We start from the raw sequence: 24,747 nt of genomic DNA, 5'->3' as shown, positions 1-24,747 counted from the left end.
ATGCCGCGTCCCACCCAGCCGATACTGTCCACGCGAAACATCACCGACGCGGCTCTGGATGCTGTCGACGCGACCGGCGACTTCACCATGCCCGGGATCGCCAAGCAATTGAACGTGACTCCGTCTTCGCTCTACACACATATTTCGGGTCGATCCGAGATCGTCGAACTCATGCGCATCCGCGTGATGTCGTTGATCTCTGTCCCCCACCCACCGGCAGGGTGGAGCGAACGGATCAGCGCGTGGGGGTGGGCCTATCGCCGAGCTGCGGTCGAGCACTGGCGCCTCATCCCGCTACTCATGACCCGCAGCGTCCGCACCGAGGTAACTTTTGATATCGATACTGCACTGGTTCAGGCATTTTCGGACGGAGGTTTCGATTCGGCCGACACTCGTCACGCAATCTCCACGCTGGACAGTCTGGTTCTCGGATCAGTCGTGAAACTCTCCACGCCGGATGTCGCATGGACCCAATCCTCCAACCCGAGCGAGATCACGCGCGAGGCTACGACCCCACTGCGAACCGACGACACGTTCGACTTCGGCCTGCGAACCCTGATCGCCGGATGGATGGCTCAGCGCGTTGTTCGTCTGTATACCGAACCTCATTCGGATTCCGACGTCACTTCACGGTGAACGACCTGGTGTGCCATCCCGTGGCGCCACCGGGAATCGGCGGAGTGCGCTCTTCCACCTGAACGTTCCCGTCCAGATCCGTCGCTCTGACCTGCACCGTGTGCAAACCCGAGCCTGCATCCCACATCCACGACCATTGACGCCAGGTGTCGATCGAGTACTCCTGCGCCAGTGTCGCCGGTTGCCATTCACCGTTGTCGACGCGAACCTCGACCTTCTCGATCCCGCGATGCTGCGCCCAGGCCGTTCCCGCCACCAGCACCTGGCCCGGCTCGATGGGAGCCAGAGCTGCCGGCACCTCGATACGCGAGGACGTCTTGATCGGTGCCTGCGCACCCCAACCGCGCTGGGTCCAATAGGCCTCGACCTTGTCGAAACGCGTGAGTTCCCACTCCGTCACCCACTTGGTGGCGGAGACGAAACCGTACAGACCGGGAACGACCTGCCGAACGGGATAGCCGTGCTCGAACGGCAACGGCTCACCGTTCATCGCCACGGCGAGAATCGCGTCACGGCCGTCGGTGACTATCTCGACCGGGGTGCCGACTGTGAAGCCGTCGACGCTGGTCGAGAGGAGCATGTCGGCGTCGGGATGGACACCGACTTCGTCGAGCAGGTCCTTCATGGGATAACCGATCCACTTCGCGTTCCCGGCCAGAACGCCGCCCACCTCGTTCGAGACACACGTCAGCGTGATGACTCGCTCGATGGGCGTTCGCGCCACCAGATCGTCGAACGACAACGTCATCTCGCGGTCCACCATTCCGTGAATCCGCAGTTCCCACGAATCCGTTGTCAATTGCGGAACGAGGAGTGCAGTGTCGATTCGGTAGAAGTCGTCGTTGGGCGTGATGTACGTCGACGCACCCGCAATCGCGATGTCCGCACCCGCCGGAATCGGCGGCGCCGGGTCAGCGGCGGTGGGCACGACAAAATCTTCACGATTCGCTACTGCTCCGGCGATTCTCTGCCCCACGAACTTCCCGGCCGCACCCGCTGCCGCAGCCACTGCCAACGCCGCACCCGCAAGCAGGAGGAACTGACGACGAGGCAACCACGAGTCGGCGACGCCCGGCGAGAGCGGCACTTCGAGTTGTGTGATCAGCAACCGCAAGGTTGCGACGCCCGCCACCACACCGACCAGTGTCGGGAACACGTACATCGCGTCGGCAGTCGGGCGCTGCATCGCCGCATACACACCAACCGCGCCCAGAAGAACAAGGATGACACTGCCGATCGGGCGGCGTCGCCGTTCCAGGAGCCCGGCCACCGCACCGAGCAGAACGATCAAGATCGACATTCCGATGAACAGCGCCGGCTTGTCATTGGTACCGAAAGTGTCGATCGCGAACTCGCGAGCCCACGCCGGCGTTCGGTCGACGGTAGTCGCACCTACCGCGTAGAAGGGCGACGCGTCCGGGTTGATCGGCAGCGCCACCAGTTCACCGACGCCCAGGACGACAGCCGCGGCCAAGACCCCGGAGATCGCGTGAGCAGCCCATCTACGACGCGGTGGACGAGATTCGGTGCTCGGGTGCTCGTCGATGTTCTGTGTGACCATGTCGTCTCGGCTCTGTCGGTGCGAGTGGTGCTTCGATCGGATACCCGACATTCGGCGCTGCGGGCCATCCGGATGGGTGCACTCCTCCATCAAGAACTACTCCGAACTCGCGATTAGAGTGGGAACGATGACCGTCGACCTCAACAAGGACACGCTCCTGTGCATGTCGCTCTCCGGGCGACCGAGCAACATCGGCACCAGATTTCACAATTACCTCTACGAGGAATTGGGCCTGAACTTCGTCTACAAAGCCTTCACCACCGAAGACGTGCCAGCCGCGATCGGCGGCATCCGAGCACTCGGGATTCGAGGCTGCGGGGTGTCGATGCCGTTCAAGGAACAGGTCATCGAGCACATCGACGTCATGCATGATTCGGCCAGCGCCATCGACTCCGTCAACACGATCGTCAACGAGTCCGGAGTGCTGCACGCCTACAACACCGACTATCAGGCGGTGGCCGATCTACTGCGTGACAACAACGTCGACACGAGCCTGTCCGTCGCTGTCGCCGGCAGCGGTGGCATGGCAAAAGCAGTCGTCGCCGCGGTGCGCGACACCGGATTCACCGACGTCACCGTGATCGCCCGCAACCAGCAAGTGGGGTCATCGCTTGCGAAGCAGTACGGCTTCGACTGGCAGGCCGAACTCGGTGAGCTTCGTCCCGGTGTGCTGATCAACGCCACCCCGATCGGTATGTCCGGTGGCGCAGAAGCAGATGCACTGTCGTTCCCCGAGCACGCAGTGCGCGCAGCCGATGTCGTCTTCGACGTCGTCGCGATGCCTTCGAAGACGCCACTGATCGCGTTGGCGACCGAACTCGGCAAAACGGCGATCACAGGAGCGTCGGTCATTGCCCTTCAGGCCGCCGAGCAGTTCGTTCTCTACACCGGTGTGCGCCCGAGCGCGGAGCAGATCCAGCGAGCGTCGGAATACTCACGGGCGTAGGAACCACGTCGCCGTGAACGAGACCGGGGAGACTCCACCTCAACAACTCGCGCGGAACTTCAACGAGTTGTTGCAAGAGCTGCGCGTCGCGCTCTCTGGTGTGCAGATCCTGTTTGCCTTCCTGCTGGCCGTGGCATTCACCGAACGCTACGAGGAAGCGTCGGCGTACATCCGCGGCATCCACTTGGTGACAGTGATCCTTGTTGCCATCTCGTTCGGGTTCCTGATGGCACCCGCGGTCTGGCATCGCATGCTTTTCCGCCGTGGGCACCGCGAGAACATATTGCCCGTGGCCAACCGATTCGCCCTGTGCGGCATAGCCTTTCTGGCCGCCTCCATGACCGGCACGGTCCTGTTGATCGCCGAGGTCGCCGTCGGCGGAGTTGCCGCAAAGGTTTTGGCAGCGTGCGCCGCGATCATGTTCACGGCGCTGTGGTTTCTCGTGCCGTCATTCATCGATCGCACCAAGAGCTGACTCAGGCTCCGGTGTCGACGGCGCGAGTGCTGTCGTTGGACCACTGTGACCACGAGCCCGGGAACAGCGTCGCGTCGTAGCCGGCGATCGCGAGCGCCGCGATCTCGTGCGCTGCAGTCACTCCGGATCCGCAGTACACCGCCACCTTGTCTCCGACGCCCAGTCCGGCGAATCGCTCACGCAGGTGGGTCGTATCCAGGAATCGCCCGTCGCCGGTGATGTTCTCGGCGGTCGGCGCGTTCACCGCACCGGGGATGTGCCCTGCGACGGGATCCATCGGCTCGACCTCGCCGCGGTACCGCTCCCCGGCTCGGGCGTCGAGAAGGACACCGCCCTCGCTCGTCCAGCTGCCGACACCGTCGATGTCGACAGTCGGCATGTTGCCGCCGGTGAAAGTCACGTTGCCCGGGCTGACGGACTCGCCGATACCGGCCGCCAACGGCAGTCCTGCGGACTCCCAGGCCTGCAGCCCGCCGTCGAGCAGTCGGACGTCCGAGAGCCCGGCCCACCGCAGCAGCCACCAACCACGGGCCGCGGCCGTGTTGCCGGTGGCGTCGTAGAGCACCACCGAATCACCGTCGTCGATTCCCCAACGACGCGCAGCGGCCTGCAGGTCTTCGAGACTCGGCAGCGGATGCCTCCCCTCGTCCGGCGACGGCGGCGAGGCAAGTTCCTCGTCGAGGTTCACGAATACCGCACCGGGAATATGGCCGTCGCGAAAATGCTGCTCGCCGTTCGAATCACCCAGCGCCCATCGGACATCGAGCAATCGCGGCGCAGCGCCGGCCTCGATGAGAGCGGACAGTTCTTCGACGTCGATCAGCACGGGAAGTGTCATGAGCCCATCCTGACACGACCACTCATGCAACCCCGAAGAAGGCACCGAGGCCCACCAACAACACTCCCGTCACCACGTCGATTCGCTTCCCGACGCCAGGGCGACGCAGCTTCTTGCCGGCTCCGGCCGCCAACACCACCACGATCGCCCACCACAGTGCCGCGGCGACCACCGTCGCGCCCGCCAACATCAACGTCCGCAGCCCTGCGCCTTCACCCGGCTCGATGAATTGCGGGAGTAGCCCGAGAAAGAACAACAACGCCTTCGGGTTCAGCAGGTTCGAGAGGAAGCCGTAGCGAAATGCCGTGGTGACCGCGATCGGTTCTTTCGCTGCCGGAATTCCCTCGTCCGAGGCGCGGGCTTTGAAAGCACTTCGAATCGCGGAGATGCCGAGCCAGGTCAGATATGCCGCCCCGGCGTAGGTGAGCGCGGAGAGCAACTGTGGCCGTGTCGCCACAAGTGCGGAGAGACCCAGTGACGCGGCAGCGGTGTGAACGAAGAGCCCGGAAATCACACCGGCGGCCACCACCGCGCCGGTCCGACGATCTGCTAGAGAATGACGCAGGATCAGGACAAAATCCGGTCCCGGCGTGAACAGGACGATGGATAGCAGGGAGCCGAAAGCGAGCCATTGACCGACACTCATCCGAAATACCTCACACCCGAGCTGATTCGAGACACATGTTCATGCCAGGAGTGTGCAACTGGATCCGGGAAGTTCAAAACGACTCCGGATATAGTTCGGCAGATGACGAAGAATGAGCCTCTGGATCCGGTGGACTGGAAGATTTTGGCCGAATTGCAGAACGACGCGTCGATCACCAACAAGGTGTTGGCCGATCGAGTCGGTTTGGCGACGTCCTCGTGCCACGAGCGCGTACGACGCCTACGCGCCAACGGCACGATCAGCGGCATCCATGCGGTTGTCGATCCGGCAGCCGTTGGCCGGTCGATGCAGGCGATCATCGCCGTTCAATTGCGACCACACCGCCGCGACCTCGTCGACCGGTTCACCGCCGACGCGCTAGCGCTGCCGGAAACGCTTGCGCTCTTCAACGTCTCGGGGCCCGAGGACTTCTTCCTCCACGTCGCGGTCCGTGACAGCGCTCATCTACAACGGGTATTGATCGACCACCTCGCCGCACATCCCGAGGTCTGGCACGCCCAAACGCACCTCATCTACGGCAAAGCGGTCACCTCACCCATCCGACCGGACAGGTAAATCGGGTCTGGGGCGGGTCGGGCAGAATCACTGACCATGTCGGACTCCACAGATACCACCGAACCGGAAGCCGTTCGCAGCAACTCGCAACCGATGAGCGCAGGCATCGTCACGGCCCTCGTCGGCTTCACCAGTTCGTTCGCGGTGGTGCTCACCGGCCTCGCCGCTGTCGGTGCGGATGCGACCGAGGCGGCGTCCGGACTGCTGGTTCTGTGTGTGACCCAAGCGTTGGGAATGCTCTGGCTCTCACGCCGGTATCGGATGCCGATCACCCTGGCCTGGTCGACGCCCGGTGCCGCTCTGCTCGCCGGCGCCGGAGCGGTCGAGGGTGGGTGGCCGGCCGCGGTCGGAGCATTCATCGTCGTCGGAATCGCGATCGTGCTGACCGGACTGTGGCCGACGCTCGGAAGGATCATCTCGGCAATCCCGACGCCCCTCGCGCAAGCGATGCTCGCCGGGGTTCTGATGCCGTTGTGCCTGGCGCCGATCATCGCCGTCCGGGACGCACCGGCAGCGGTCGCGCCCGTCATCCTGGTTTGGCTTGCCGCGCAGCGCTTCTCCAAGCGATGGGCGGTTCCGCTCGCGTTTCTCACAGCAGCGGTCGTGATCGGGATCAGCCTCGTCACGTCGGATCGAGTGCTCGACGCCGGCGCCATGATTCCCCGCATCGATCTCACCGCGCCGTCGTGGACCTGGCAGGCAATGATCGGCATTGCGATTCCCCTCTACATCGTCACGATGGCTTCGCAGAACATTCCCGGTGTGGCCGTGATGAATTCGTTCGGATACACCGTTCCCTGGCGACCGTCGATGATCGTGACGGGTATCGGCACCATCGTCGGCGCACCGGCCGGTGGCCATGCGATCAACCTCGCGGCGATCAGCGCAGCCCTGGCCGCCGCCCCCACCGCACATCCGGATCCCAAACGTCGATGGATCGCTGCCTTCACCGCAGGCTGGGCGTATCTCGTTCTCGCTGCCGGCGCGGCCGCGGTGGCCGCTCTGGTAGCCGCCGCACCGGCCGGAGTCGTGGAAACTGTTGCCGGACTGGCGCTCCTGGCAACGCTTGCCGGCGCCCTCACGTCGGCGCTGAGCGAGGCGAGTGAACGTGAAGGCGCCGTGGTCACGTTTCTGATCGCCGCATCCGGGGTCAGTATCCTGGGAATCGGTTCGGCATTCTGGGCACTGTTGGTGGGGCTGATCGTGCGTGCAGTCCTACAGGGCACCACCCTGCCCTCACTCTCGCGAAAGTCCTCACTACAGTCGAAGCCGTGAGCACAGCGCAGACGCCCCCGTCGATCAGCGAGTTTCCCGTTCTCTGGCCCGTCCCGACGCGGTGGGACGACAACGATCACTACGGCCACGTCAACAACGTGACCTACTACTCGTACTTCGACACCGCGGTCAACGCCTGGCTGATGTCTTCCACTGGAACCGACATCCGCACCCTGCCTGCCATCGGCGTCGTCGCCGAGACGTCGTGCCGGTACCTGAGCGAGCTGTCGTTCCCCGAGCAGTTGCAGGTGGGTATCTCCGTCGAGAAGCTCGGCACCAAGAGCATCGTCTACGCGCTGGCGATATTCCACGAGGTCGAAAGCGGCCATTGGGAACCTGCCGCGACCGGCCGCTTTGTCCACGTCTACGTCGACGCCGACACCCGTAAGCCGGTGGAGATCCCGGCGGCCATCAGATCGGCAGCCGGGACCTTGACCGAAAACTAGCTCAGGCCGAGCTGATCTGCCGTCAAGACGGCGCGTGCAACGATTCCGTCGATCAGCGCGACGGTCGGGCCGCCGTGCTCGGCCTTGTTGCGCGGATCGTCGAGGATGCGTCGCAGCACGCCCTCCGCGATGATCGAGAGCTTCCACAGAGCGAGTACGTGCCAGTATCCGACCGCTGACACGTCGCGGCCAGTCGCCTCGACGTAGGCAGCGACCAGCTCGTCACGGTTCGGGAAGCCTTCCAGCGTGGACGCCATGAACGGACCGGCAACCTTGTCACCGGCTTCCGGCCAGTACGCGAGTAGCGCACCGAGGTCCGCGAGCGGCTCCCCCAACGTGCACAGCTCCCAGTCGACGACGGCAACGATGCGCCCCTCGGCCGGATCGGTGATGACGTTGTTGAGGTGGAAGTCGCCGTGAACCAACGTCACTTCGTTCTGTTCCGGAATGTTTCGGTGCAGAATCTCGGCCAATCGGTCGACATCCGGAACATCGCGGGTCTTCGACTTCTCCCACTGCGCCGACCACCGCTTGAGCTGACGCTCGGCAAAGGGCTTGCGGCTGGCCAGGTCGTCCAGCCCGGTCTCTTCCAGGTCAACTCCGTGGATGCTGGCGAGGGTTTTGGGCATCGCCAAGCCGACCGCGCGACGCTCGTCCTCGGTCAACTTCTGAGCCACCGGAACGCCGTCGATCACAACGCCGTCGATGTAGCTCATGAGGACCAGCGGAGCGTCCGTGATCTCCGTATCTTCCGTGATGCCGAGGATCTTCGGAACCGGCACTTTGGTTCCCTGGAGCGAGGACAGGATGCGGTGCTCGCGAACGACGTCGTGCGCGGAAGCCAACAACGTGCCGAGTGGAGGTCTGCGCAGTACCCACCGTCCTCCGCCCGCATCCGTCACGGAGTAGGTCAGGTTCGATTGCCCGTTACCGATCCTCTCGAAAGTCAGTGGTGTCGTGGCGCCGACCCCCAGTTCGGCGATCCACGCGGAAACAGCTTCTTCGTTCAAACCGACTGCAGTCACCGCACCGATGCTAGCGGTTGAAGTCCGATCGGTTGGCCGTACCGACACGTTTGTTACTCGCCAGTTCGCAGTTCAGGTCTTGATACGGCAGTGAAAATACTTGCGGATTTCCCAATCAGGGGGATCCTGATGGTAGAGCGACAACTGCATACAACACATCGGGATTGTGCGGCGTACTCACGAGGCGCGCCGGGCATGAGCAGAAACCGAGGTGAGCGAAGATGATCGACAACCTCGATTATCCGGTCCAACTCATCCAACCGAACGGCGCACGAGTGTGCCGTCCCGAATTCGACCGCCTGATAACAGACATCGGGCCTGACGAACTGCTGTCGTTGTATCGCGATCTCGTCGTGAGTCGCCGAATCGACACCGAAGCTGTTGCCCTGCAGCGTCAAGGCGAAATCGGTTTGTGGGCTCCGATGCTAGGCCAAGAAGCCGCCCAGGTCGGTTCCGCGAGAGCGCTCGCCCCAGACGACTTCGCGTTCACCAGCTACCGCGAACATGCCGTCGCGTACTGCCGGGGTGTTCCCCCCGAATTGCTGACCACCATGTGGCGAGGAATCTCCCATTCCGGTTGGGATCCAGAACAATTCAACGTCACCAATCCGGCGATCGTCGTCGGCTCCCAAGGGCTGCACGCCACCGGATACGCACTCGGCGCACACCTGGACGGCGCCGAGATCGCAACGATCGCGTACTTCGGCGACGGCGCCACAAGTCAGGGCGACATCGCCGAGGCGATGGGATTTGCCGCCAGTTTCCGTGTCGGCGTTGTCTTCTTCTGCCAGAACAACCAGTGGGCAATCAGTGAACCGGTATCCCTCCAGTCACGCACGCCCATCTCACATCGGGCAATCGGTTACGGCATCCCCGCGATCCGCGTCGACGGTAACGACGTCCTTGCCGTGCTCGCCGTGACGCGCTCGGCGCTCAATCGCGCACGCGAAGGCAGCGGCCCGACGTTCATCGAGGCGATCACCTGCAGAATGGGCCCGCACACGACCTCCGACGATCCGAGCAGGTACCGCACCGATACGGATATGTCGGAGTGGAGAAGCCGCGATCCGCTCGAGCGAATGCGTCTGCTCCTCGGCCGTCGCGATCTTCTCGGAGAAAACGAACTCAGCACCATCGCGGCAGCCGCCGACGACGTCGCCGCTGGACTGCGACGCGCAACCATCGCGCTCGCCGATCCGCCCCCGTCAGCGCTCTTCGATCACGTCTACGCCGAGGCACACCCACTGATCGACGCTGAACGCGAAGAGCATCGCGCGTATCTCCGTAGCCTGGAAGGGGCTTCGTCATGACCGTCATGAATCTGGTGACCGCGCTCAACACCGGCCTTCGACGCGCACTCGAAGACGATCGTCGCGTTGTCATCATGGGCGAGGACGTCGGCCGTCTCGGCGGCGTATTCCGGGTTACCGACGCCCTGCAGAAGGACTTCGGCGACACTCGGGTGATCGACATGCCCCTCGCCGAATCAGGGATCGTGGGAACAGCTTTCGGGCTTGCCTTGCGCGGGTATCGGCCTGTCTGCGAAATTCAATTCGACGGGTTTGTCTACCCGGCTTTCGATCAGATCGTCTCGCAGGTGGCCAAGATCCAGTACCGCACCCGAGGCGCTGCCTCTGCGCCACTGACGATTCGGATTCCCAGTGGCGGCGGAATCGGTGCGGTGGAACATCATTCGGAGTCGCCCGAAGCGTACTTCGCTCACACCGCGGGACTGCGGGTGGTGTACCCGAGCAATCCGATCGACGGTTTTCACATGATCCGCCAATCCATTGCGGCCGACGACCCGGTGATATTCCTCGAACCCAAACGGCGCTACTGGGATACCGCCGACGTGAATACCGATGCCGCGCCCGAGCTTCCGCTCCACCGTGCCCGCGTCGCCCGCTCGGGGAACGACGCGACAGTGGTTGCGTACGGATCCATGGTCGCCACCGCGCTCGACGCCGCGCGGATTGCCGAAGAAGAAGGTCACGATCTGGAGGTCGTGGATCTGCGTTCACTCTCCCCCATCGACTTCGACACGATCGAGGCTTCGGTGAACAAGACAGGCCGGCTTGTCGTCGTCCATGAGGCGCAGAAGTTTCTCGGCGTCGGCGCCGAAATCGCAGCACACGTCGCGGAACACTGCTTCTATCAGCTGGAGTCACCGATCCTGCGGGTCACCGGATTCGACATCCCCTACCCGCCCGCCAAGCTCGAGCGATTTCACCTTCCGGACGCCGACCGGATCCTCGCGGCGCTCGATCGAACGCTGGCAGCATGAGCACGGCGCACGAATTCCGGTTACCGGATCTCGGCGAGGGCCTGACGTCCGCCGATCTGGTCGAGTGGACGGTCGGCGTCGGTGACACGGTGGAACTCAATCAAGTTCTCGCCCAGGTAGAGACAGCCAAAGCTCTTGTCGAACTGCCGTCGCCCTACGTCGGCGTTGTCAGAGAACTCCTCGTCGAACCTGGCACTACCGTTCCGGTGGGTACTCCGATCATCCGTATCGAGGAGTCTTCAGATTCACCGTCTCCAAGTGATTCGCAGTCTCCGAGTGTGCTGGTCGGGTACGGACCCGCGGCCGAGAGACCGAGCCGACGACGGAGCAGGATCACGCCGGACTCGCAATCCGCGGCGAGTACCGAGCGACGGCCCGCAACCCCCGCGGCGCGGCGCGCGGCCCGCGAAGCCGGCATCGATCTGAGCGAAATCACCGGCAGCGGATTCGACGGTGCCGTCACCGCGGCTGACGTCGCAGACGCGCTTACCGTGCAGGCGCCTTCGGATAACGCGACACGCCTGGCCCCGTCCGGCATACGAAAACAGATGGCGTCGGCGATGGTTGCCAGCACCCGCGCTCCGCAGGCCAGCGTCTTCCTCACCGCTGATGTCACGCCTTCGATGGAACTGCTCGGCAGGCTCCGTTCCTCGGAGGCGTTCACCGGACTGTCCCTCACTCCGCTGACTCTCGCTGCCAAGGCAATGGTGGCCGCCATCGCCTCGCACCCGATGGTGAACGCGCATTGGGACGAGGCCCGCGGCGACGCCGTCATCGACGATCACGTGAATCTCGGCATCGCCGTCGCCTCCGAACGTGGACTGTCCGTGCCCAACATCAAGAGCGCCCAGACCCTGAGCCTGGTCCAGCTCGCACGCGCGGTGACCGAACTGACCGTCGCTGCCCGTGAGGGAAAGACGGACGTCCATCACCTGACCGGTGGCACCGTCACGATCACCAATGTCGGAGTCTTCGGCGTCGACGGCGGCATTCCGCTTCTCAATCCGGGAGAAGCCGTCATTCTCTGTCTGGGCTCGGTGAGCGAGCGTCCGTGGGTGATCGAGCGCAAGATCGAAGTGCGGAGCGTCGTGACACTGACGTTGACGTTCGACCACCGCGTGCTGACCGGTGAGCATGCCGCGAGATTCCTCTCATTTGTCGCAGAGATGCTCGCGAACCCGGACCTGTTGCTGACTCACCTGTAGAAAGGAACGAGTGAGCGTCAACCCCACCGACCGCGCAGTCCCCACCTCTGCCCTGGTGCGCGCCCGCGCCGGCATCTTCGGCATTTTCGGTATCAACGGATTTCTCCTCGCGATGTGGGTCGTCCACATTCCGTCCATCGAACACCGAGTGGGGATCAGTCACTCGACGCTCGGCTCACTTCTTCTCCTTCTTGCAGTCGGAGCCATCGCCGGCATGCAGTTGAGCGGCCCGCTCGCAGATCGATACGGCAGCAGACGCATGGTCGTCCTGGCGGGTAGCGGGCTGGCATTCGCCACTCTCGGCCCGGGGTTTGCCACGAACACCTGGCAACTGGGCGCTGCACTTGTCGTGTTCGGCTTTGCGAATGGTGCATTGGACGTGTCGATGAACTCGCAGGCCGTCGAGGCCGAACAGCTGTACCGGCGCCCGATCATGGCGGCGTTTCACGGCATGTTCTCGGTCGGTGGCGTATTGGGGTCCGTCATCGGATTCGGCACTCTCGCACTGGATCTTCCGCCGTACGTCACGCTCAGCATCGCGTCGGCAATCGGCTTGCTGGCAGTCTGGTTGTGCTCGCGCCCCCTGCTCCCTCGCGTCGACGTTCCTGCCGAAACTGCGTCGACAACCGGAAAGACACACGGCAGATTCTCGGCTCGGGTGCTCGCTCTCGGAACCCTCGCCTTTGTTCTGATGCTGGCCGAGGGAGTGGCTAACGACTGGAGCGCGCTGCAGGTCAAGGAGGATCTCGGTGTTTCGAATGCCGTTGCCGCACTGTCGTTCGGCGCATTCTCCGCCATGATGACCGTCGGTCGGTTCACCGCGGATCGGATCAGCGCGGCGGTAGGCCCGGTGGCAGTGGTTCGCTACGGTGCGTTGCTGTCGTCCGTCGGAATGCTGACCGTCGTGGTATCCGGCTGGCTACCACTGACGTTGCTCGGTTGGGCCCTGTTCGGCGCCGGCCTGTCGGGATGCATTCCGCAGATCTTCACCACGGCCGGAAATCTGGGCTCAGGTTCGGCCGGCACCAACATGTCTCGCGTCGTCGGCATGGGATACATCGGATTCCTCGCCGGTCCGGCAACCATCGGCTGGGTCACCAAGCTTGTGCCTCTCACCACAGCAATGTTGATCCCGTTTGCATGCGTCCTGGTCGCAGCGGGTTGTGCGGGTGTCGTTCGGCGCGATTCTCCGACCGCCTACAGACCTCACAGCTGATCCTCACGATCGGCACAGACTCAACAGGGATGCTGGTACTCGTGACCGTCTCGACCTCCACCCAGCACCCCGCTCCCTCCACAACCACTCGCTTCCTCGTCCTTGCCGCGATCGCCGTCGTAGCGCTGGGCGTCTTGTATTTCGTGCGACCCACCTCGCCCGGTTTGAGCGTCCCGGAACAGGTGCGCGCACTTGCCGAGTGGACGGTAGGCCGATTCGACGTCACCGCTGTACTCGCAGCCACTACCGCTCTGGCCGTCGTCTCGATGGTCCGCGGACTGCCATACGGCATCGGCGCGATCCTGCTCCTCGGAATGGGCGCCAATCTCACCAACGCGGCATTCGGTTCCTGGCTCCCCGATGTTCCCCAGGACCTATTGCCCAGCGGTCACGTCGCAGCGGCGACCGCGCTGTACTGCTCGGCGATCTTGATCTCCGCCCCGCAGTGGCGTCCGGTGGTCGCCGGGCTCGGATTCGTCGGAGTTGCTGCGATCGGTGCCAGCGCGCTCGCCGCCGAGCTGAGCGGCCTTTTCGGAGTGATAGCTGGCATTCTGATCACCCTGGTATGGGCCTGTGCCGCAGCCATTTTGATGGCACGATCGCCCATCGCCGCGAAACGTGAAGAGCTGCGCCCAGATACGGCAGCCATCGCGTTCTCCAGGCACCGGAGCATCCGACTTTAGTCCTAAATCTTTGGGATTCAGAGATTTTCGCCGATAGCTCTCCCGCCACGGTTGGACATGACGTATGTTCTGAAATGTCCGAATCAAGTAGTTCCACAGCGAAGGAGTCTTTACCGTGAGCCTCGAAGATCTGAACCCGCTCGAACTGATCCAGAAGTTGATCGAACTACTTTCCGGCTTCTCTTCCGACCCCGAAACCCCCGAGGTTCCGTAAAACGTCGCCAGAGGCGCCTGTTCCGAGTTTCGTCTCGGACCAGGCGCCTTTGTCGTTTCAGCACAAGAAGTCGTTTCAGCACAAGAAGTCGTTGCAACACACGACATCTTTGCAACACACGGCCACGAAAAAAGGCGTCCACTCGCAGCTGCGAGTGGACGCCCCTTCCGAGTACCAGCGCTAGAGCGCCTTGAGTTCCTCGGTTACTTCGGAGACCGACTTCTTGGCGTCACCGAAGAGCATCGAGGTGCCCTCGGCGAAGAAGAGCGGGTTCTCGATACCGGCGAAACCGGAGTTCATCGAGCGCTTGAGCACGATGACGGACTTCGACTGGTCGACGTTGAGGATCGGCATTCCGTGAATCGGTGAGCTCGGATCGTTGCGCGCCGCCGGGTTGGTGACGTCGTTCGCACCGATCACCAAGGTGACATCGGTACGAGAGAACTCGTCGTTGATGTCGTCCATTTCCTTCATCGCGTCGTACGAGACATCCGCCTCTGCGAGAAGAACGTTCATGTGACCGGGCATACGGCCGGCGACCGGGTGAATGGCGTACTTGACCTCGACACCCTTCGACTCGAGCAATTTCGCCATGTCCTTGACCGCGTGCTGAGCCTGCGCGACGGCAAGTCCGTATCCGGGTACGACGATGACCTGGTTGGCGTAGGCCATCTGGATAGCCGCGTCGGCGGCCGAGGTCGCCTTTGCCGTGCGCACGACGCCGTCGGAGGATGCGGCTTCACCGCCACCACCACCGAAGCCGCCGGCAACGATGGCCGGGATGGACCGGTTCATGGCCTTGGCCATGAGGTTGGTCAAGATGGTGCCCGAAGCACCGACGATCATGCCGGCGACGATCATCGCCTGGTTGTTGAGCGCCAAACCTGCAGCAGCAGCTGACAAACCGGTCAGAGCGTTGAGCAGCGAGATGACGACGGGCATGTCCGCGCCGCCGATGGGCAGCACGACCATCAGTCCGAGGATGCCCGAGAGCACGAGCACGCCGACGATCCACAGTGAGCTGGTCGGGCCTTCCGGTGAGATCGCCTTGATACCGATGATCACCGAGAACGCGACGGCGGCAATGAGCAGCAGAGCATTGAGCGGCTGCTGGAGCTTGCCGATTCCGATCGGACGACCAGGCAGAGTTTCCTGCAGCTTCAGAAACGCGATCACGCTGCCCCAGAAGGAGATCGATCCGATCACCGCGGCAAAGAGCGACGCGATGACGATGTGTACCGTCGGCGACTCGCCGTGCTGGAATGCGGTGAAACCGTCCGAGTCCAGGAACTCCGCGTACGCGATCAACGCGACCGTGCCGCCGCCGACACCGTTGAACAGTGCCACCAACTGCGGCATGGCCGTCATCTTCGTCCGGAGCGCCGGCGGAACGCCGAGCACGACACCGATGACAAGGCCGGCAGCGATGAGGATCCAGTTCCCCATCTCCGCATCACGAATGGAGATCAGAGTGGCAACGACGGCGATGAGCATGCCGACCGCGGCGATCTGGTTGCCGCGGACTGCGGTCTTCGGGCCGGTAAGACCCATGAGGCCGTAGATGAACATCGAGAACGCGACAATGTAGAGCGCATTGACCAGGTATTCCATTACTGGTCACCATCCTTCGACACAGACTTGGCGGCCGGCTTGGCCTTGAACATCGCCAACATGCGGTCCGTGACCACAAAACCACCGACAACGTTCACGGTTCCGAAGACGAGCGCGACGAACAAGATGATCTGCAACCCGATCGAGGGATCGTGCACCTTGCCCAGGACGACCAACGCACCCAGGACGACGATGCCGTGGATGGCGTTCGTACCGGACATCAACGGGGTGTGCAGGGTGTTCGGAACTTTGGAGATCACAGCGAAACCGACGAACCCGGACAACACCAGGATCGCGATGTTCGCCAGCAGTGATGTGTACATCAGGCGCCCTTCTCTTCACGGGTGACGCACGCACCGGCCAGAACCTCGTCGGAGAAATCAGGCGCCAAGGCACCTTCCACCAACATGAGTTCGATCAGCGCGGAAATGTTCTTCGAGTACAACTCGGACGCATGCTCCGGCATGGACGCCGGCAAATTCAACGGAGAGCAAATGGTCACGCCGTGCTTGACGACGGTTTGACCCGGCTCGGTCAGCTCGCAGTTACCACCGGTTTCACCCGCGAGGTCGACCACGACACTGCCCGGCTTCATGCCTTCGACCGCGGCAGCGGTCACCAGGCGCGGCGCGGGACGACCCGGAACCAGAGCTGTGGTGATCACAACGTCGAAGCCCTTGATCGCATCTTCGAGTGCCTGCTGCTGCTTCGCTCGCTCGTCGTCGGTCAACTCGCGGGCGTATCCACCCTCGCCCGCCGCATCGATTCCCAGGTCGAGCCACTGTGCACCCACCGAACGCACCTGGTCGGCGACCTCAGGACGCACGTCGTACCCGGTAGCGCGGCCACCGAGACGCTTGGCTGTCGCCAGCGCCTGCAGACCTGCCACACCCACTCCGAGCACCAGAACCGTCGCAGGCTTCACCGTGCCCGCAGCGGTGGTGAGCATCGGGAAGAACCGCGTCGACTCCGATGCTGCCAACAGAACAGCCTTGTACCCGGACACGTTCGCCTGCGAGGACAACGCGTCCATCACCTGCGCGCGAGAGATACGAGGAATCGCCTCCACGGCGTATCCCTCGATGCCGGCAGCCTTCAACTCGGCGATGCGGTTGTCCGCATTACGCGGATTCAGGAAACCGATGAGCTTCGCGCCGGTACTGATCCGGGCGATCTCTTCTGTCGACGGAGGCGCAACCTTGACCACCACGTCAGCAGTCCACGGATCGCCGATTTTCGCGCCGGCAGCGGTGTACAACTCGTCGGGAATCAACGCCCCGAGACCGGCCCCGGACTCGACGACCACGTCGACACCCTTGCCGATCAAAGCGGACACAATTTTCGGCACCAATGCGACCCGACGCTCACCATCACTCGATTCTCGAGGGACGCCGACCGACGGACGCACTTGTGCGCTCTTCGATGTTTCCATTTTCCATTACCTTCTGCGGTTGGTGGTTCGCCTGCTGCGACGAGCGGCAACCAGCATGTGATGAGCGGAAGATGACCCGCTTTTGGGTGAATGGTGACTGATAGTAGCCAGAGTTAACGCGGCGTAGGGAAACCGACGACGCACTTTCTCCATCTGAATCGAGTCCGAACAGTATGTTTGGACATACCTGAAGAAGCCTACTGTGAGGCCGATCACACCGGAATGGCGGACTATTCCACTATTTGAAACGGCCGAAAGACGTAAAGGCATCAGAATGACGCGCCGAATAATCACCGTCGAGCGAGTTTACGAACGGGCTTCCGAATGTAACGCCGTCCGACTCCGCGTGGACCGACTCCGGCCACGCGGCCTCAAACGCGAAAACCTGCAGTACGCCTCGCACCGGCCTCGGATGCTCGACCCGTTGTTCTACTGACAGCAAGCAAGGACCTGCCATACGGTCACGCGCAGGTCCTTGCCGACTATCTCGCAGAATTACTCTGATGTCCTAGCATTTCACTAGAGCATCAATTGCTCACATATTGAGACCGCAACTTGTGCTTGACGAGCTTTCCTGTAGCGGTCCTAGGCAATTCGTCGGCAAAGTCAATGCTTCTCGGTGCTTTGAAATGTGCGACCTGACTGCGAACGTATTCCAGCAATTCCTCGGCGACATGGGCACCGGGCTCAATTCCCTCCGCTAGTTGGACAACCGCCTTGACCTGCTCACCCATTTCTTCGTCGGGAACACCGATGACCGCCACGTCGAACACCTTCGGGTGCAAAGTAAGGATGTTCTCGGACTCCTGTGGGTAGATATTCACACCACCGGAGATAATCGTGAACGCGGCGCGGTCGGTCAGATAAAGGAAACGCTCGGAGTCGATATAGCCGATATCTCCACTCGTCGTCCACGTCGGATGATCCGGATGCTGCGCGGCAGCCGTTTTCTCGGGATCATTGTGGTACCGGAACGGCAAAGTCTCCCGCTCCCAGAACACGGTACCGATCTCGCCGACCGGAAGATCGCGCCCGGCGTCGTCACAGATGTGCACGATCCCCATCACTCCGTCACGCCCGACGGAACCCGGATGCGACAAGGCCTGCTCACTGTTGATGAAGGTAGCGCCCGAACCCTCGGTCGAGGCGTAGTACTCGTAGATCACCGGCCCCCACCAGTCGATCATTGCCGTCTTCACTTCGGGCGGGCAGGGAGCAGCAGCGTGAATGGCGACCTTCACCGTCGAGACGTCGTAACGATCACGGGTCTCCTTCGGAAGTTTCAACATTCGAACGAACATCGTCGGTACCCACTGACTGTGCGTCACAGCGTATTTACCGATCAACTCCAGCGCGGTTTCGGCTTCGAATGCATCCATCAAGATCACGGTTCCGCCGACCGAATTGATCACGCCGCAAAAACGCAGGGGCGCCGCGTGATAGACCGGAGCCGGGCACAAATAGACTGTGTCGGAATCGAACCCGTACATCGGTGCGAACACCGCGGTGTACGGATCCATGGTGGTGTTCACCTCACCCTCCGGGAGATCTCCTTTGATCCCCTTCGGCCTGCCGGTGGTTCCCGACGAATACAGCATGTCAGCCCCACGCGGCTGCGAGTCGAGTGGAGCAGTGGACTGCGCATCGACCGCGTCTTCGTAGTCGTCGAAACCCTCGAGGGCGCCGCCGTACACCAATCGGTGACGCACGCGTGGAATCAGCTTCTCGTCCAACGGAACTGCTGCGGACGCCTGCCCCGACGCCACCAGAATTGTCGCCTCGCAGTCGTCGACGATGTAGGCAGCCTCCGCAGCCGTGAGATGCCAGTTCACCGCGGTGATGTAGAGGCCGGATCTCAACGCTGCCCAGTACACCTCGAACGCCCGGAGATCGTTGTTCGAGATGAGAGCGACGTGGTCCCCAGGCTTGGCACCGACACTTCGGAAGTATCGCGCCAACTGCGTCGACCGTTCGTCGAGTTCCCGATAGGTGATGGACTCACCCGTCGCAGGGCGAATGACGGCGGGCTTGTCCGGCGTGGAGTGGACAAAATTTCCTGGAAACACGAAGACTCCTCTGTCGGTGACGACAACGCCGCGTGAGCCTGCTTCGGCGTCGACAATCCTGGTCTACCACAGGAACTCTGCCACCCTCGGAGGTTTGGTGACACCGACTCGAAGCATGGGAATGCCCGCTCACTTATCCGCCGGGACATACAGTGAGGAGAACCGCACCGTCCGAAACAGGAGATGTCCACATGAGTGGTTGGCCCCAGGACTCAGTAGTCGACGCATTGACCGAGGAATGGAGAGTCATCGACGCACTGCTGGCCGAACTCGACGGCGATCAGTGGTTGGCACCGTCGAACCTTCCGGGGTGGACGGTTCACGACATCGTGTCCCATCTGATCGGTACGGAATCACTGCTCTCGGGCATCAATCCGCCGTCGATCAATCTGGACGTGCACGCATTGCCCCACGTCCACAACGAGATTGCGGCGTTCAACGAGCGCTGGGTCGAAGGCCTGCGGCGGACACCGCACTCGGACCTGCTGACCCGATATCGCGAGATCACCGCCGAACGAACCGAAGCGCTGCGCTCGATCACCAGCGCGGACTGGGACGCCGAGACACAAACACCGGTCGGTCTTGCGCCCTATGGCCGGTTCATGCGTATTCGGACCTTCGACTGTTGGATGCACGAACTCGACATCAGAGATGCAGCTGGCATTCCGGGTGAGGAAGGCGGATTGCGCGCGGAGACTGCATTCGGCGAAATCACCAGCGCGCTCGGATTCGTCGTCGGAAAACGAGGAAAGGCGCCAGAGGGAGCACGGATCACTTTCGAACTCGAAGGGCCACTTGCCCGTTCACTTCACGTCTCGGTCGACGCGCGAGCAACACTCGTCCCGGAGCTGGACGGTCCGGCGACCACGACCATCTCGATGAGCTCACCGCTCTTCACCCGAATTGCCGGTGGCCGCGTCCACGCGTCGGATCACCGAACCGACATCTCGCTTCGCGGTGACACCACGGTGGGCACACGCGTCGTCGACAATCTGGCGTTCACGATTTGAGGGCTGGGTGGGTAGGTCGCGAAGGTACTGAGAAGTGAAACTGTTTCTCTCGTCCTACCGATTCGGCGATCACCGCGAGGCTTTTGTCGATCTCGTAGGCCGCGGCGCTCGCATCGCGGTCATCGCCGCGGCTGCAGATTCGTGGCCCGCCAATGCCCGCAGTTCAGCAGTCACCAGCGAATTGACTCCGCTACGGGCAGCGGGCTTTACCGCCGAGGAAGTGGATGTCCGAGACTTCCTGGGTGCATCGGAAGCACTGGAACTCCGGCTCCGCGAATTCGACTGCCTGTGGGTTCGCGGCGGAAACACGTTCGTCCTGCGAGCTCAGCTAGCTCGAAGTGGCGCTGACAGGGTCATCGAGATGCTGGTTCGTTCAGGCGTCGTGGCCTATGCGGGATACAGCGCCGGAGCGTGCCTGGCGACTCCGACTCTGATCGGGCTGGACGCGTCGGACGACCCCGCTGAAGTCATGCCAACGTGCGGTATCGACCCGATCTGGTCCGGGCTCGCGCTGATCGACTTCGCGATAGTGCCGCACGGCGGCGATTCGCTACTCGAAGATCCACAGGTGACTGCGCGGACGGTTGCGGCCCTGACAACGGCGGGCGTGCAATTCACCGTGCTCACCGATTACGAGGTGATACTCGTCGACCGTTGATGTAACGCAGACGGTTGATCTTGACGCAGACTGAGCAGTCGACTCGGCCCGACCGGATCAGCCGTGCTCTGCCACCGCGGTTCCGGCTGCCGGCGACTGACGCTCGAGCCTCGTCCACGCGATCTCCCAGCGCTTGACAGAGACCTCGTCAGCGTCCTCGAGAAGGGCGTCGAGGAGCAGGCGTGGATTTTCGCGCCATGCCAGTTCAGCGGCATGAACTTCCGCAGCCGAGAACAACCCGGAAGCCTCGAGATCACGAATCCATTCGCAGATCTCGCCTCGGTGAATCCGTGCGATGGTCTCGTATCCCAGACCTTCGTCAAGGAAGTCGTACGAAAAAATTGCGGCAAAGTAACTGTTCGACTCACGCTGCCCGAAAATCATGTGCGTTCCTTCCTCGAAGTTGTCCGACGAAGACTCGAAATCGAACCGTTGAGCAGCGACGCCAAAGTTTTTTTGGCGAAGTTGTAACGCTTCTTCCATCCCCGACGATTCAAACGCTAACCCCCCGAGCGGGTCTTTGGGATCACGTCCGAGAAACGATCTGATGACCAACGCAATACCCCTGGGGTTTCCGGCCGCTCGCACCCATCATCGACACGCAACCAGCGCGCCGCTGACCTGCAATTTGCCCGTTTCAGGCCCTCCACTTAATCCATCCGAACAGACGACAAAAAACTTTGTGACCGGTCCCACATATTGGGATGTTTACGATCGTGATGCATATGTATCACCCGTTGTGGGCACAAAAGTACGGGCAAATCGGCACGTACAGACCAGTTTTGTTCGTTCTCCATGGCGACGAAGGTCCCTTGAACGGTCGTCCAGTTGTAGTTGCGCTAAGTAACGGATCCCACGTCGGCAACCGATATTGCGGACGGCCTGCCAGGTAGCGTGCTCCAGAGAACGTAGACGCGGCGCGGCGCAACCGGCCGCCCTTTCGAAACGGAGCCCGAAGATGACCGAGACAGTGGCGCACAATCCCGCGGAAACGCGTTTCGAGATCCGAGTCGACGGCGAACTCGCCGGTTTCGCCGAGTACTCGGACCATTCCGGCGTCCGTGATTTCCACCACACGGTGACCTATCCGCAGTTTCGTGGGCGCGGGCTTGCCGCCATCGTGGTGCGTGAAGCGCTCGATCAGACCCGGAACGAGGGATTGAAGATCCTTCCGACGTGCTCGTACGTCGAGAAGTTTGTTGCGGAGAACCCCGTCTACCAGGCATAACCGAACGAGAACGGCCGGCGAAAAACCAGTCGCGAACCTGCAGACCCCGCTGCTAGCGTCGATGGTGCCGTCGTCGAAATCCTGGGCGGCACCATCTCGGGGAAGGAAAGAACGTGGTCGCCTCAGCAGATCGGCGTCCACCTGCGTCCACGGACGTAGCTATCCCCAGCTATCGCCCTCTCGTACTGGTCAATCTCGCGACGCTGTTCTCGGCGATCGGCAACGGTATCGCCATCGTCGTGCTCCCCTGGCTGGTTCTCGAACGAACCGGTAAGGCTACCGACGCGGCGATAGTTGCCGGCGCAGCAGCCATTCCGCTACTCGTGTCGAGCCTGTTTTCGGGGACATTCGTCGACAAGTTCGGACGCCGTCGAACGTCGATGATTTCCGACGCTCTCTCCGCGATGTCCGTTGCAGCGATTCCGATCATCGCGGCCACCGCGGGCTTGACGATCCCGGTGATCGCGGCGTTGGCCGCACTCGGCGCCGTGTTCGACCCCGCCGGAATGGCGGCGAGGGAGTCCATGCTGCCTGCAGCGACTCGGACCGCCAAGTGGAAGCTCGATCGAACCAACAGTGTGTACGAGGCCAACTTCAACGTCGCGTATCTGATCGGCCCTGGCATCGGCGGTGTCCTCATCGCAACGATCGGAGCGGTGAACACGCTCTGGGTCACGGCGGCAGGTTTTGTGTTCTCGATAGTCGTGGTCGCCTTCATCCGGCTTCCCGGCGCCGGAGTGCCCGAACACGAACACCGTCCGAAATCGATCTGGCACGGCACACTCGACGGTCTTCGGTTCGTCTGGAACAACAAACTGCTGCGCACCCTGGCGCTGATCGACATGGCAGTCGTCGCGCTCTACATGCCTGTGGAGAGTGTCGTGTTCCCGGTGTACTTCACAGAGTTGGATCAACCGGCCCAACTCGGATCGGTGTTGATGGCCTTGGCGATCGGCGGCATCATCGGCTCTCTCGCCTACGCCCCACTGGCGCCGATCATGTCCCGGCGGCTGATCATGATTTTTGCCGTCGCCGTTCTCGGCATAGCGATGCTGGCCATGGCGCTCCTACCTCCACTGTGGGTGATCCTCGTACTTGCCGGACTGCAGGGCCTCGTCTACGGACCAGTCGGCCCGATCGCCAACTACGCCATGCAGACGCACAGCCCGGAGCACATGCGTGGACGCGTCGTCGGTGTCATGACGTCGACGGCCTACGCCGCAGGCCCGCTCGGCTACCTCGCGGTCGGCCCGCTGCTCGATCAACTCGGAATCGCGTCGACCTTTGTGGCCCTGTCGATTCCGATCATCCTGATCGCCGCAGTCTGTGCCTCTCTGCCGGTGCTTCGCGAACTGGATCGTCCGCGGCACTCGACCGACGTCAGTTGAACCCCATCACGTCGTTGCCCCAGGCGACGCGCAATCCGTGATCGGGGTCGCTGACGAGGGTGTCGGCGGAGTCGATCAACAGCGTCGACCGCTTCTCTTCCTCGTACGGCGCCCAGTGCTTCGAGCCGTCGAGGGCCGCCGGCACTGCATGCCTGGCGAAGGCCAACCATCGCCGTTGGATACGGCCGGCCACCTCCATCGCGGCCTTCCGACCGCCGAGCCAGAACGTGGGGTCGACGTTCAGGGTTCCGAAATTGCCGAATACATAAGGTAATTCGGTCGCGTGGCCCGCGCCGATCCGCGCCGCCTTGAGCATCGGCGTCGCGTGATCGAAGCGGTAGACCCATGTAGGGGAATGCCTGCAGTGCGCGTCTGCGATCCAGAGGGTCGGCATGCGAAACGCAGCGTCCCGTGACAGTGCCAGCGCGCCACTCGGTTTCGCATGGTCAGGGTAAGCCGACATGATCTCGGCAAGTTTGGTCGCGGAGATGTCGGGGTGATCGTCGGCCAGTAATTGGAGCATTGCCTCGACGGACTGCGCACTCACCGGCATCAGCGGAGACTTCATGAACTTGAAGATCGACGCCTCGTCCTTGTTGGAACCGATGATCAGTGGGATTCGGTGCGCGTAACCCTTCTGGAAAGCCGCAACCGGGTAGTGCGGCACCAGATCGCGATCGACAACGGGTGCCATCGCCAAAGTTCCCGGAATCCGGGTCGGAATTTCGTTGACCAAATCATCGCTTGCCTTGACGAGCAGTTCCAGATCCGTGGTCAGCAGATCGCCTGCGTCTTCGGGGTCGATCGAGAGCAGTTCGAGAAACCGCTCCGCCACGGTCTTGGCGCGCTCGGCCCCGTAGACGGAGGTCGCGGGCGGACTCTGGGCAATCGCACGATGGAACAGACCTTCGGCGCTCGGACAGGTCATGAGCGTCGTGATGGATCCTGCGCCGGAGGACTCCCCGAACACGGTCACCGCACTCGGGTCACCACCGAAGGCGTCGATGTTGTCTCGAACCCATTCGAGTGCCGCAATCTGGTCTCGCAGACCACAGTTCGATTCGAAAACAGTATCCGCGGTGGAGAATGCAGACAGGTCCAGGAATCCGAGTGCGCCGACGCGATAGTTGAAGGAGACGAGAACGACGTCGCCGGTTTCAGCCAGATGACGGCCGTCGTAGATCGTTTGGGCGGCGGATCCGAGGCAGTAGGCGCCGCCGTGAATCCACACCATCACCGGTCGCGGCGTGCCGTCGGGTCGCGGGGCCCAGACGTTGATCGACAGGCAGTCCTCGTCGATTTTGAAGGCCCGATCGATCGGAACCGCC

At 62.4% G+C, this 24,747-nt stretch carries 25 protein-coding genes; 15 read left to right on the top strand and 10 right to left on the bottom strand.

Going from position 1 to position 24,747, the window contains the following annotated elements; translation table 11 throughout:
* On the top strand, nucleotides 1–636 hold the full coding sequence (locus ATN38_RS21380) for a TetR/AcrR family transcriptional regulator C-terminal domain-containing protein (protein ID WP_218748602.1): 636 nt from the start codon (nucleotides 1–3) through the stop codon (nucleotides 634–636).
* Here the strand turns inward: ATN38_RS21380 and ATN38_RS21375 are convergent.
* Nucleotides 623–2,197, bottom strand: coding sequence for a molybdopterin-dependent oxidoreductase (locus tag ATN38_RS21375; protein ID WP_020908339.1), 1,575 nt, complete (start codon nucleotides 2,195–2,197; stop codon nucleotides 623–625). The two genes, ATN38_RS21380 and ATN38_RS21375, sit on opposite strands and share 14 nt — an antisense overlap.
* A gap of 127 nt (nucleotides 2,198–2,324) precedes the next feature.
* Here ATN38_RS21375 and ATN38_RS21370 point away from each other — a divergent pair, with 127 nt between their 5' ends.
* Complete coding sequence (locus tag ATN38_RS21370; RefSeq protein ID WP_007726117.1) at nucleotides 2,325–3,143, top strand: shikimate 5-dehydrogenase; 819 nt, start codon at nucleotides 2,325–2,327, stop codon at nucleotides 3,141–3,143.
* A 13-nt stretch (nucleotides 3,144–3,156) separates the two neighbouring features.
* A complete protein-coding gene (locus ATN38_RS21365) occupies nucleotides 3,157–3,618 on the top strand; it encodes a DUF6328 family protein (RefSeq protein WP_003941357.1) in 462 nt (153 codons plus the stop codon).
* 1 nt (nucleotide 3,619) lies between these two features.
* Here the strand turns inward: ATN38_RS21365 and ATN38_RS21360 are convergent, their stop codons facing one another.
* Together ATN38_RS21360 and ATN38_RS21355 are read right to left on the bottom strand one after the other, a co-directional pair.
* Nucleotides 3,620–4,456 (bottom strand): sulfurtransferase, encoded by an 837-nt coding sequence (locus tag ATN38_RS21360; protein ID WP_007726115.1) that lies wholly within the window; start codon nucleotides 4,454–4,456, stop codon nucleotides 3,620–3,622.
* Nucleotides 4,457–4,478: 22 nt separating this feature from the next.
* Nucleotides 4,479–5,102, bottom strand: coding sequence for a LysE family translocator (locus ATN38_RS21355; protein WP_003941342.1), 624 nt, complete (start codon nucleotides 5,100–5,102; stop codon nucleotides 4,479–4,481).
* A gap of 102 nt (nucleotides 5,103–5,204) precedes the next feature.
* Between ATN38_RS21355 and ATN38_RS21350 the strand changes: the two genes are divergently transcribed.
* Genes ATN38_RS21350 through ATN38_RS21340 form a run of 3 tightly spaced genes read left to right on the top strand, consistent with a single transcriptional unit; the run spans nucleotide 5,205 to nucleotide 7,399 of the window.
* Nucleotides 5,205–5,678, top strand: a complete 474-nt coding sequence (locus ATN38_RS21350; protein ID WP_003941284.1) for an Lrp/AsnC family transcriptional regulator — start codon at nucleotides 5,205–5,207, stop codon at nucleotides 5,676–5,678.
* Nucleotides 5,679–5,714: 36 nt separating this feature from the next.
* The gene (locus ATN38_RS21345) at nucleotides 5,715–6,953 is read left to right on the top strand and encodes a benzoate/H(+) symporter BenE family transporter (protein WP_003941402.1); all 1,239 of its coding nucleotides are present in this window, start codon (nucleotides 5,715–5,717) and stop codon (nucleotides 6,951–6,953) included.
* The gene (locus tag ATN38_RS21340; RefSeq protein WP_007726113.1) at nucleotides 6,950–7,399 is read left to right on the top strand and encodes a thioesterase family protein; all 450 of its coding nucleotides are present in this window, start codon (nucleotides 6,950–6,952) and stop codon (nucleotides 7,397–7,399) included. The genes ATN38_RS21345 and ATN38_RS21340 overlap by 4 nt, the downstream gene beginning before the upstream one ends.
* On the opposite strand, the gene ATN38_RS21335 is transcribed toward ATN38_RS21340, so the two are convergent.
* Nucleotides 7,396–8,424 carry a phosphotransferase family protein gene (locus ATN38_RS21335; RefSeq protein ID WP_039972642.1) on the bottom strand — a complete coding sequence of 343 codons (1,029 nt, stop codon included), beginning with the start codon at nucleotides 8,422–8,424 and terminating at the stop codon, nucleotides 7,396–7,398. The two genes, ATN38_RS21340 and ATN38_RS21335, sit on opposite strands and share 4 nt — an antisense overlap.
* 221 nt (nucleotides 8,425–8,645) lie before the next feature.
* Between ATN38_RS21335 and pdhA the strand changes: the two genes are divergently transcribed.
* From pdhA to ATN38_RS21310, 5 genes are read left to right on the top strand one after another with little or no spacing between them, the layout of a single operon-like run.
* On the top strand, nucleotides 8,646–9,734 hold the full coding sequence (gene pdhA / locus ATN38_RS21330; RefSeq protein ID WP_007726109.1) for a pyruvate dehydrogenase (acetyl-transferring) E1 component subunit alpha: 1,089 nt from the start codon (nucleotides 8,646–8,648) through the stop codon (nucleotides 9,732–9,734).
* A complete protein-coding gene (locus ATN38_RS21325) occupies nucleotides 9,731–10,708 on the top strand; it encodes an alpha-ketoacid dehydrogenase subunit beta (protein ID WP_007726108.1) in 978 nt (325 codons plus the stop codon). The genes pdhA and ATN38_RS21325 overlap by 4 nt, the downstream gene beginning before the upstream one ends.
* The gene (locus ATN38_RS21320; RefSeq protein ID WP_218748598.1) at nucleotides 10,705–11,913 is read left to right on the top strand and encodes a dihydrolipoamide acetyltransferase family protein; all 1,209 of its coding nucleotides are present in this window, start codon (nucleotides 10,705–10,707) and stop codon (nucleotides 11,911–11,913) included. The genes ATN38_RS21325 and ATN38_RS21320 overlap by 4 nt, the downstream gene beginning before the upstream one ends.
* Before the next feature lie 10 nt (nucleotides 11,914–11,923).
* The gene (locus ATN38_RS21315; RefSeq protein WP_064689480.1) at nucleotides 11,924–13,129 is read left to right on the top strand and encodes an MFS transporter; all 1,206 of its coding nucleotides are present in this window, start codon (nucleotides 11,924–11,926) and stop codon (nucleotides 13,127–13,129) included.
* Between the two features lie 29 nt (nucleotides 13,130–13,158).
* Nucleotides 13,159–13,812: a hypothetical protein gene (locus ATN38_RS21310; RefSeq protein WP_007726101.1), complete on the top strand. Its 654-nt coding sequence runs from the start codon at nucleotides 13,159–13,161 to the stop codon at nucleotides 13,810–13,812.
* 394 nt (nucleotides 13,813–14,206) lie between these two features.
* Here ATN38_RS21310 and ATN38_RS21305 read toward each other — a convergent pair whose 3' ends face one another.
* The 4 genes from ATN38_RS21305 to ATN38_RS21290 form a co-directional block, all read right to left on the bottom strand.
* Nucleotides 14,207–15,637: an NAD(P)(+) transhydrogenase (Re/Si-specific) subunit beta gene (locus ATN38_RS21305; RefSeq protein ID WP_003941368.1), complete on the bottom strand. Its 1,431-nt coding sequence runs from the start codon at nucleotides 15,635–15,637 to the stop codon at nucleotides 14,207–14,209.
* Nucleotides 15,637–15,960 carry an NAD(P) transhydrogenase subunit alpha gene (locus ATN38_RS21300; RefSeq protein ID WP_003941319.1) on the bottom strand — a complete coding sequence of 108 codons (324 nt, stop codon included), beginning with the start codon at nucleotides 15,958–15,960 and terminating at the stop codon, nucleotides 15,637–15,639. The genes ATN38_RS21305 and ATN38_RS21300 overlap by 1 nt, the downstream gene beginning before the upstream one ends.
* On the bottom strand, nucleotides 15,960–17,069 hold the full coding sequence (locus tag ATN38_RS21295; RefSeq protein WP_003941381.1) for a Re/Si-specific NAD(P)(+) transhydrogenase subunit alpha: 1,110 nt from the start codon (nucleotides 17,067–17,069) through the stop codon (nucleotides 15,960–15,962). The genes ATN38_RS21300 and ATN38_RS21295 overlap by 1 nt, the downstream gene beginning before the upstream one ends.
* 527 nt (nucleotides 17,070–17,596) lie before the next feature.
* Nucleotides 17,597–19,135: an AMP-binding protein gene (locus tag ATN38_RS21290; RefSeq protein WP_058227698.1), complete on the bottom strand. Its 1,539-nt coding sequence runs from the start codon at nucleotides 19,133–19,135 to the stop codon at nucleotides 17,597–17,599.
* Nucleotides 19,136–19,326: 191 nt separating this feature from the next.
* Between ATN38_RS21290 and ATN38_RS21285 the strand changes: the two genes are divergently transcribed.
* The gene (locus tag ATN38_RS21285) at nucleotides 19,327–20,145 is read left to right on the top strand and encodes a maleylpyruvate isomerase family mycothiol-dependent enzyme (RefSeq protein ID WP_218748596.1); all 819 of its coding nucleotides are present in this window, start codon (nucleotides 19,327–19,329) and stop codon (nucleotides 20,143–20,145) included.
* Between the two features lie 34 nt (nucleotides 20,146–20,179).
* Entirely contained in the window at nucleotides 20,180–20,803 is a 624-nt protein-coding gene (locus tag ATN38_RS21280) for a Type 1 glutamine amidotransferase-like domain-containing protein (RefSeq protein ID WP_058227699.1), read from the top strand.
* 57 nt (nucleotides 20,804–20,860) lie between these two features.
* Here ATN38_RS21280 and ATN38_RS21275 read toward each other — a convergent pair whose 3' ends face one another.
* On the bottom strand, nucleotides 20,861–21,187 hold the full coding sequence (locus ATN38_RS21275; RefSeq protein ID WP_003941297.1) for a hypothetical protein: 327 nt from the start codon (nucleotides 21,185–21,187) through the stop codon (nucleotides 20,861–20,863).
* Between the two features lie 574 nt (nucleotides 21,188–21,761).
* On the opposite strand from ATN38_RS21275, the gene ATN38_RS21270 reads away from it, so the two are divergent.
* Nucleotides 21,762–22,031 (top strand): GNAT family N-acetyltransferase, encoded by a 270-nt coding sequence (locus tag ATN38_RS21270; protein WP_007726096.1) that lies wholly within the window; start codon nucleotides 21,762–21,764, stop codon nucleotides 22,029–22,031.
* A gap of 161 nt (nucleotides 22,032–22,192) precedes the next feature.
* On the top strand, nucleotides 22,193–23,419 hold the full coding sequence (locus ATN38_RS21265; RefSeq protein WP_050657073.1) for an MFS transporter: 1,227 nt from the start codon (nucleotides 22,193–22,195) through the stop codon (nucleotides 23,417–23,419).
* Here the strand turns inward: ATN38_RS21265 and ATN38_RS21260 are convergent.
* Nucleotides 23,412–24,747 (bottom strand): carboxylesterase/lipase family protein (locus ATN38_RS21260; protein WP_256932059.1); only part of this gene is annotated, 1,336 nt, incomplete at its 5' end. The two genes, ATN38_RS21265 and ATN38_RS21260, sit on opposite strands and share 8 nt — an antisense overlap.

The organism is Rhodococcus sp. FH8, from assembly GCF_019266085.1.
GTDB lineage: Bacteria > Actinomycetota > Actinomycetes > Mycobacteriales > Mycobacteriaceae > Rhodococcus_F > Rhodococcus_F qingshengii.
The sequence above is the reverse complement of the archived record's forward strand: the minus strand, read 5'-3'. Positions and strand labels throughout refer to the sequence as shown.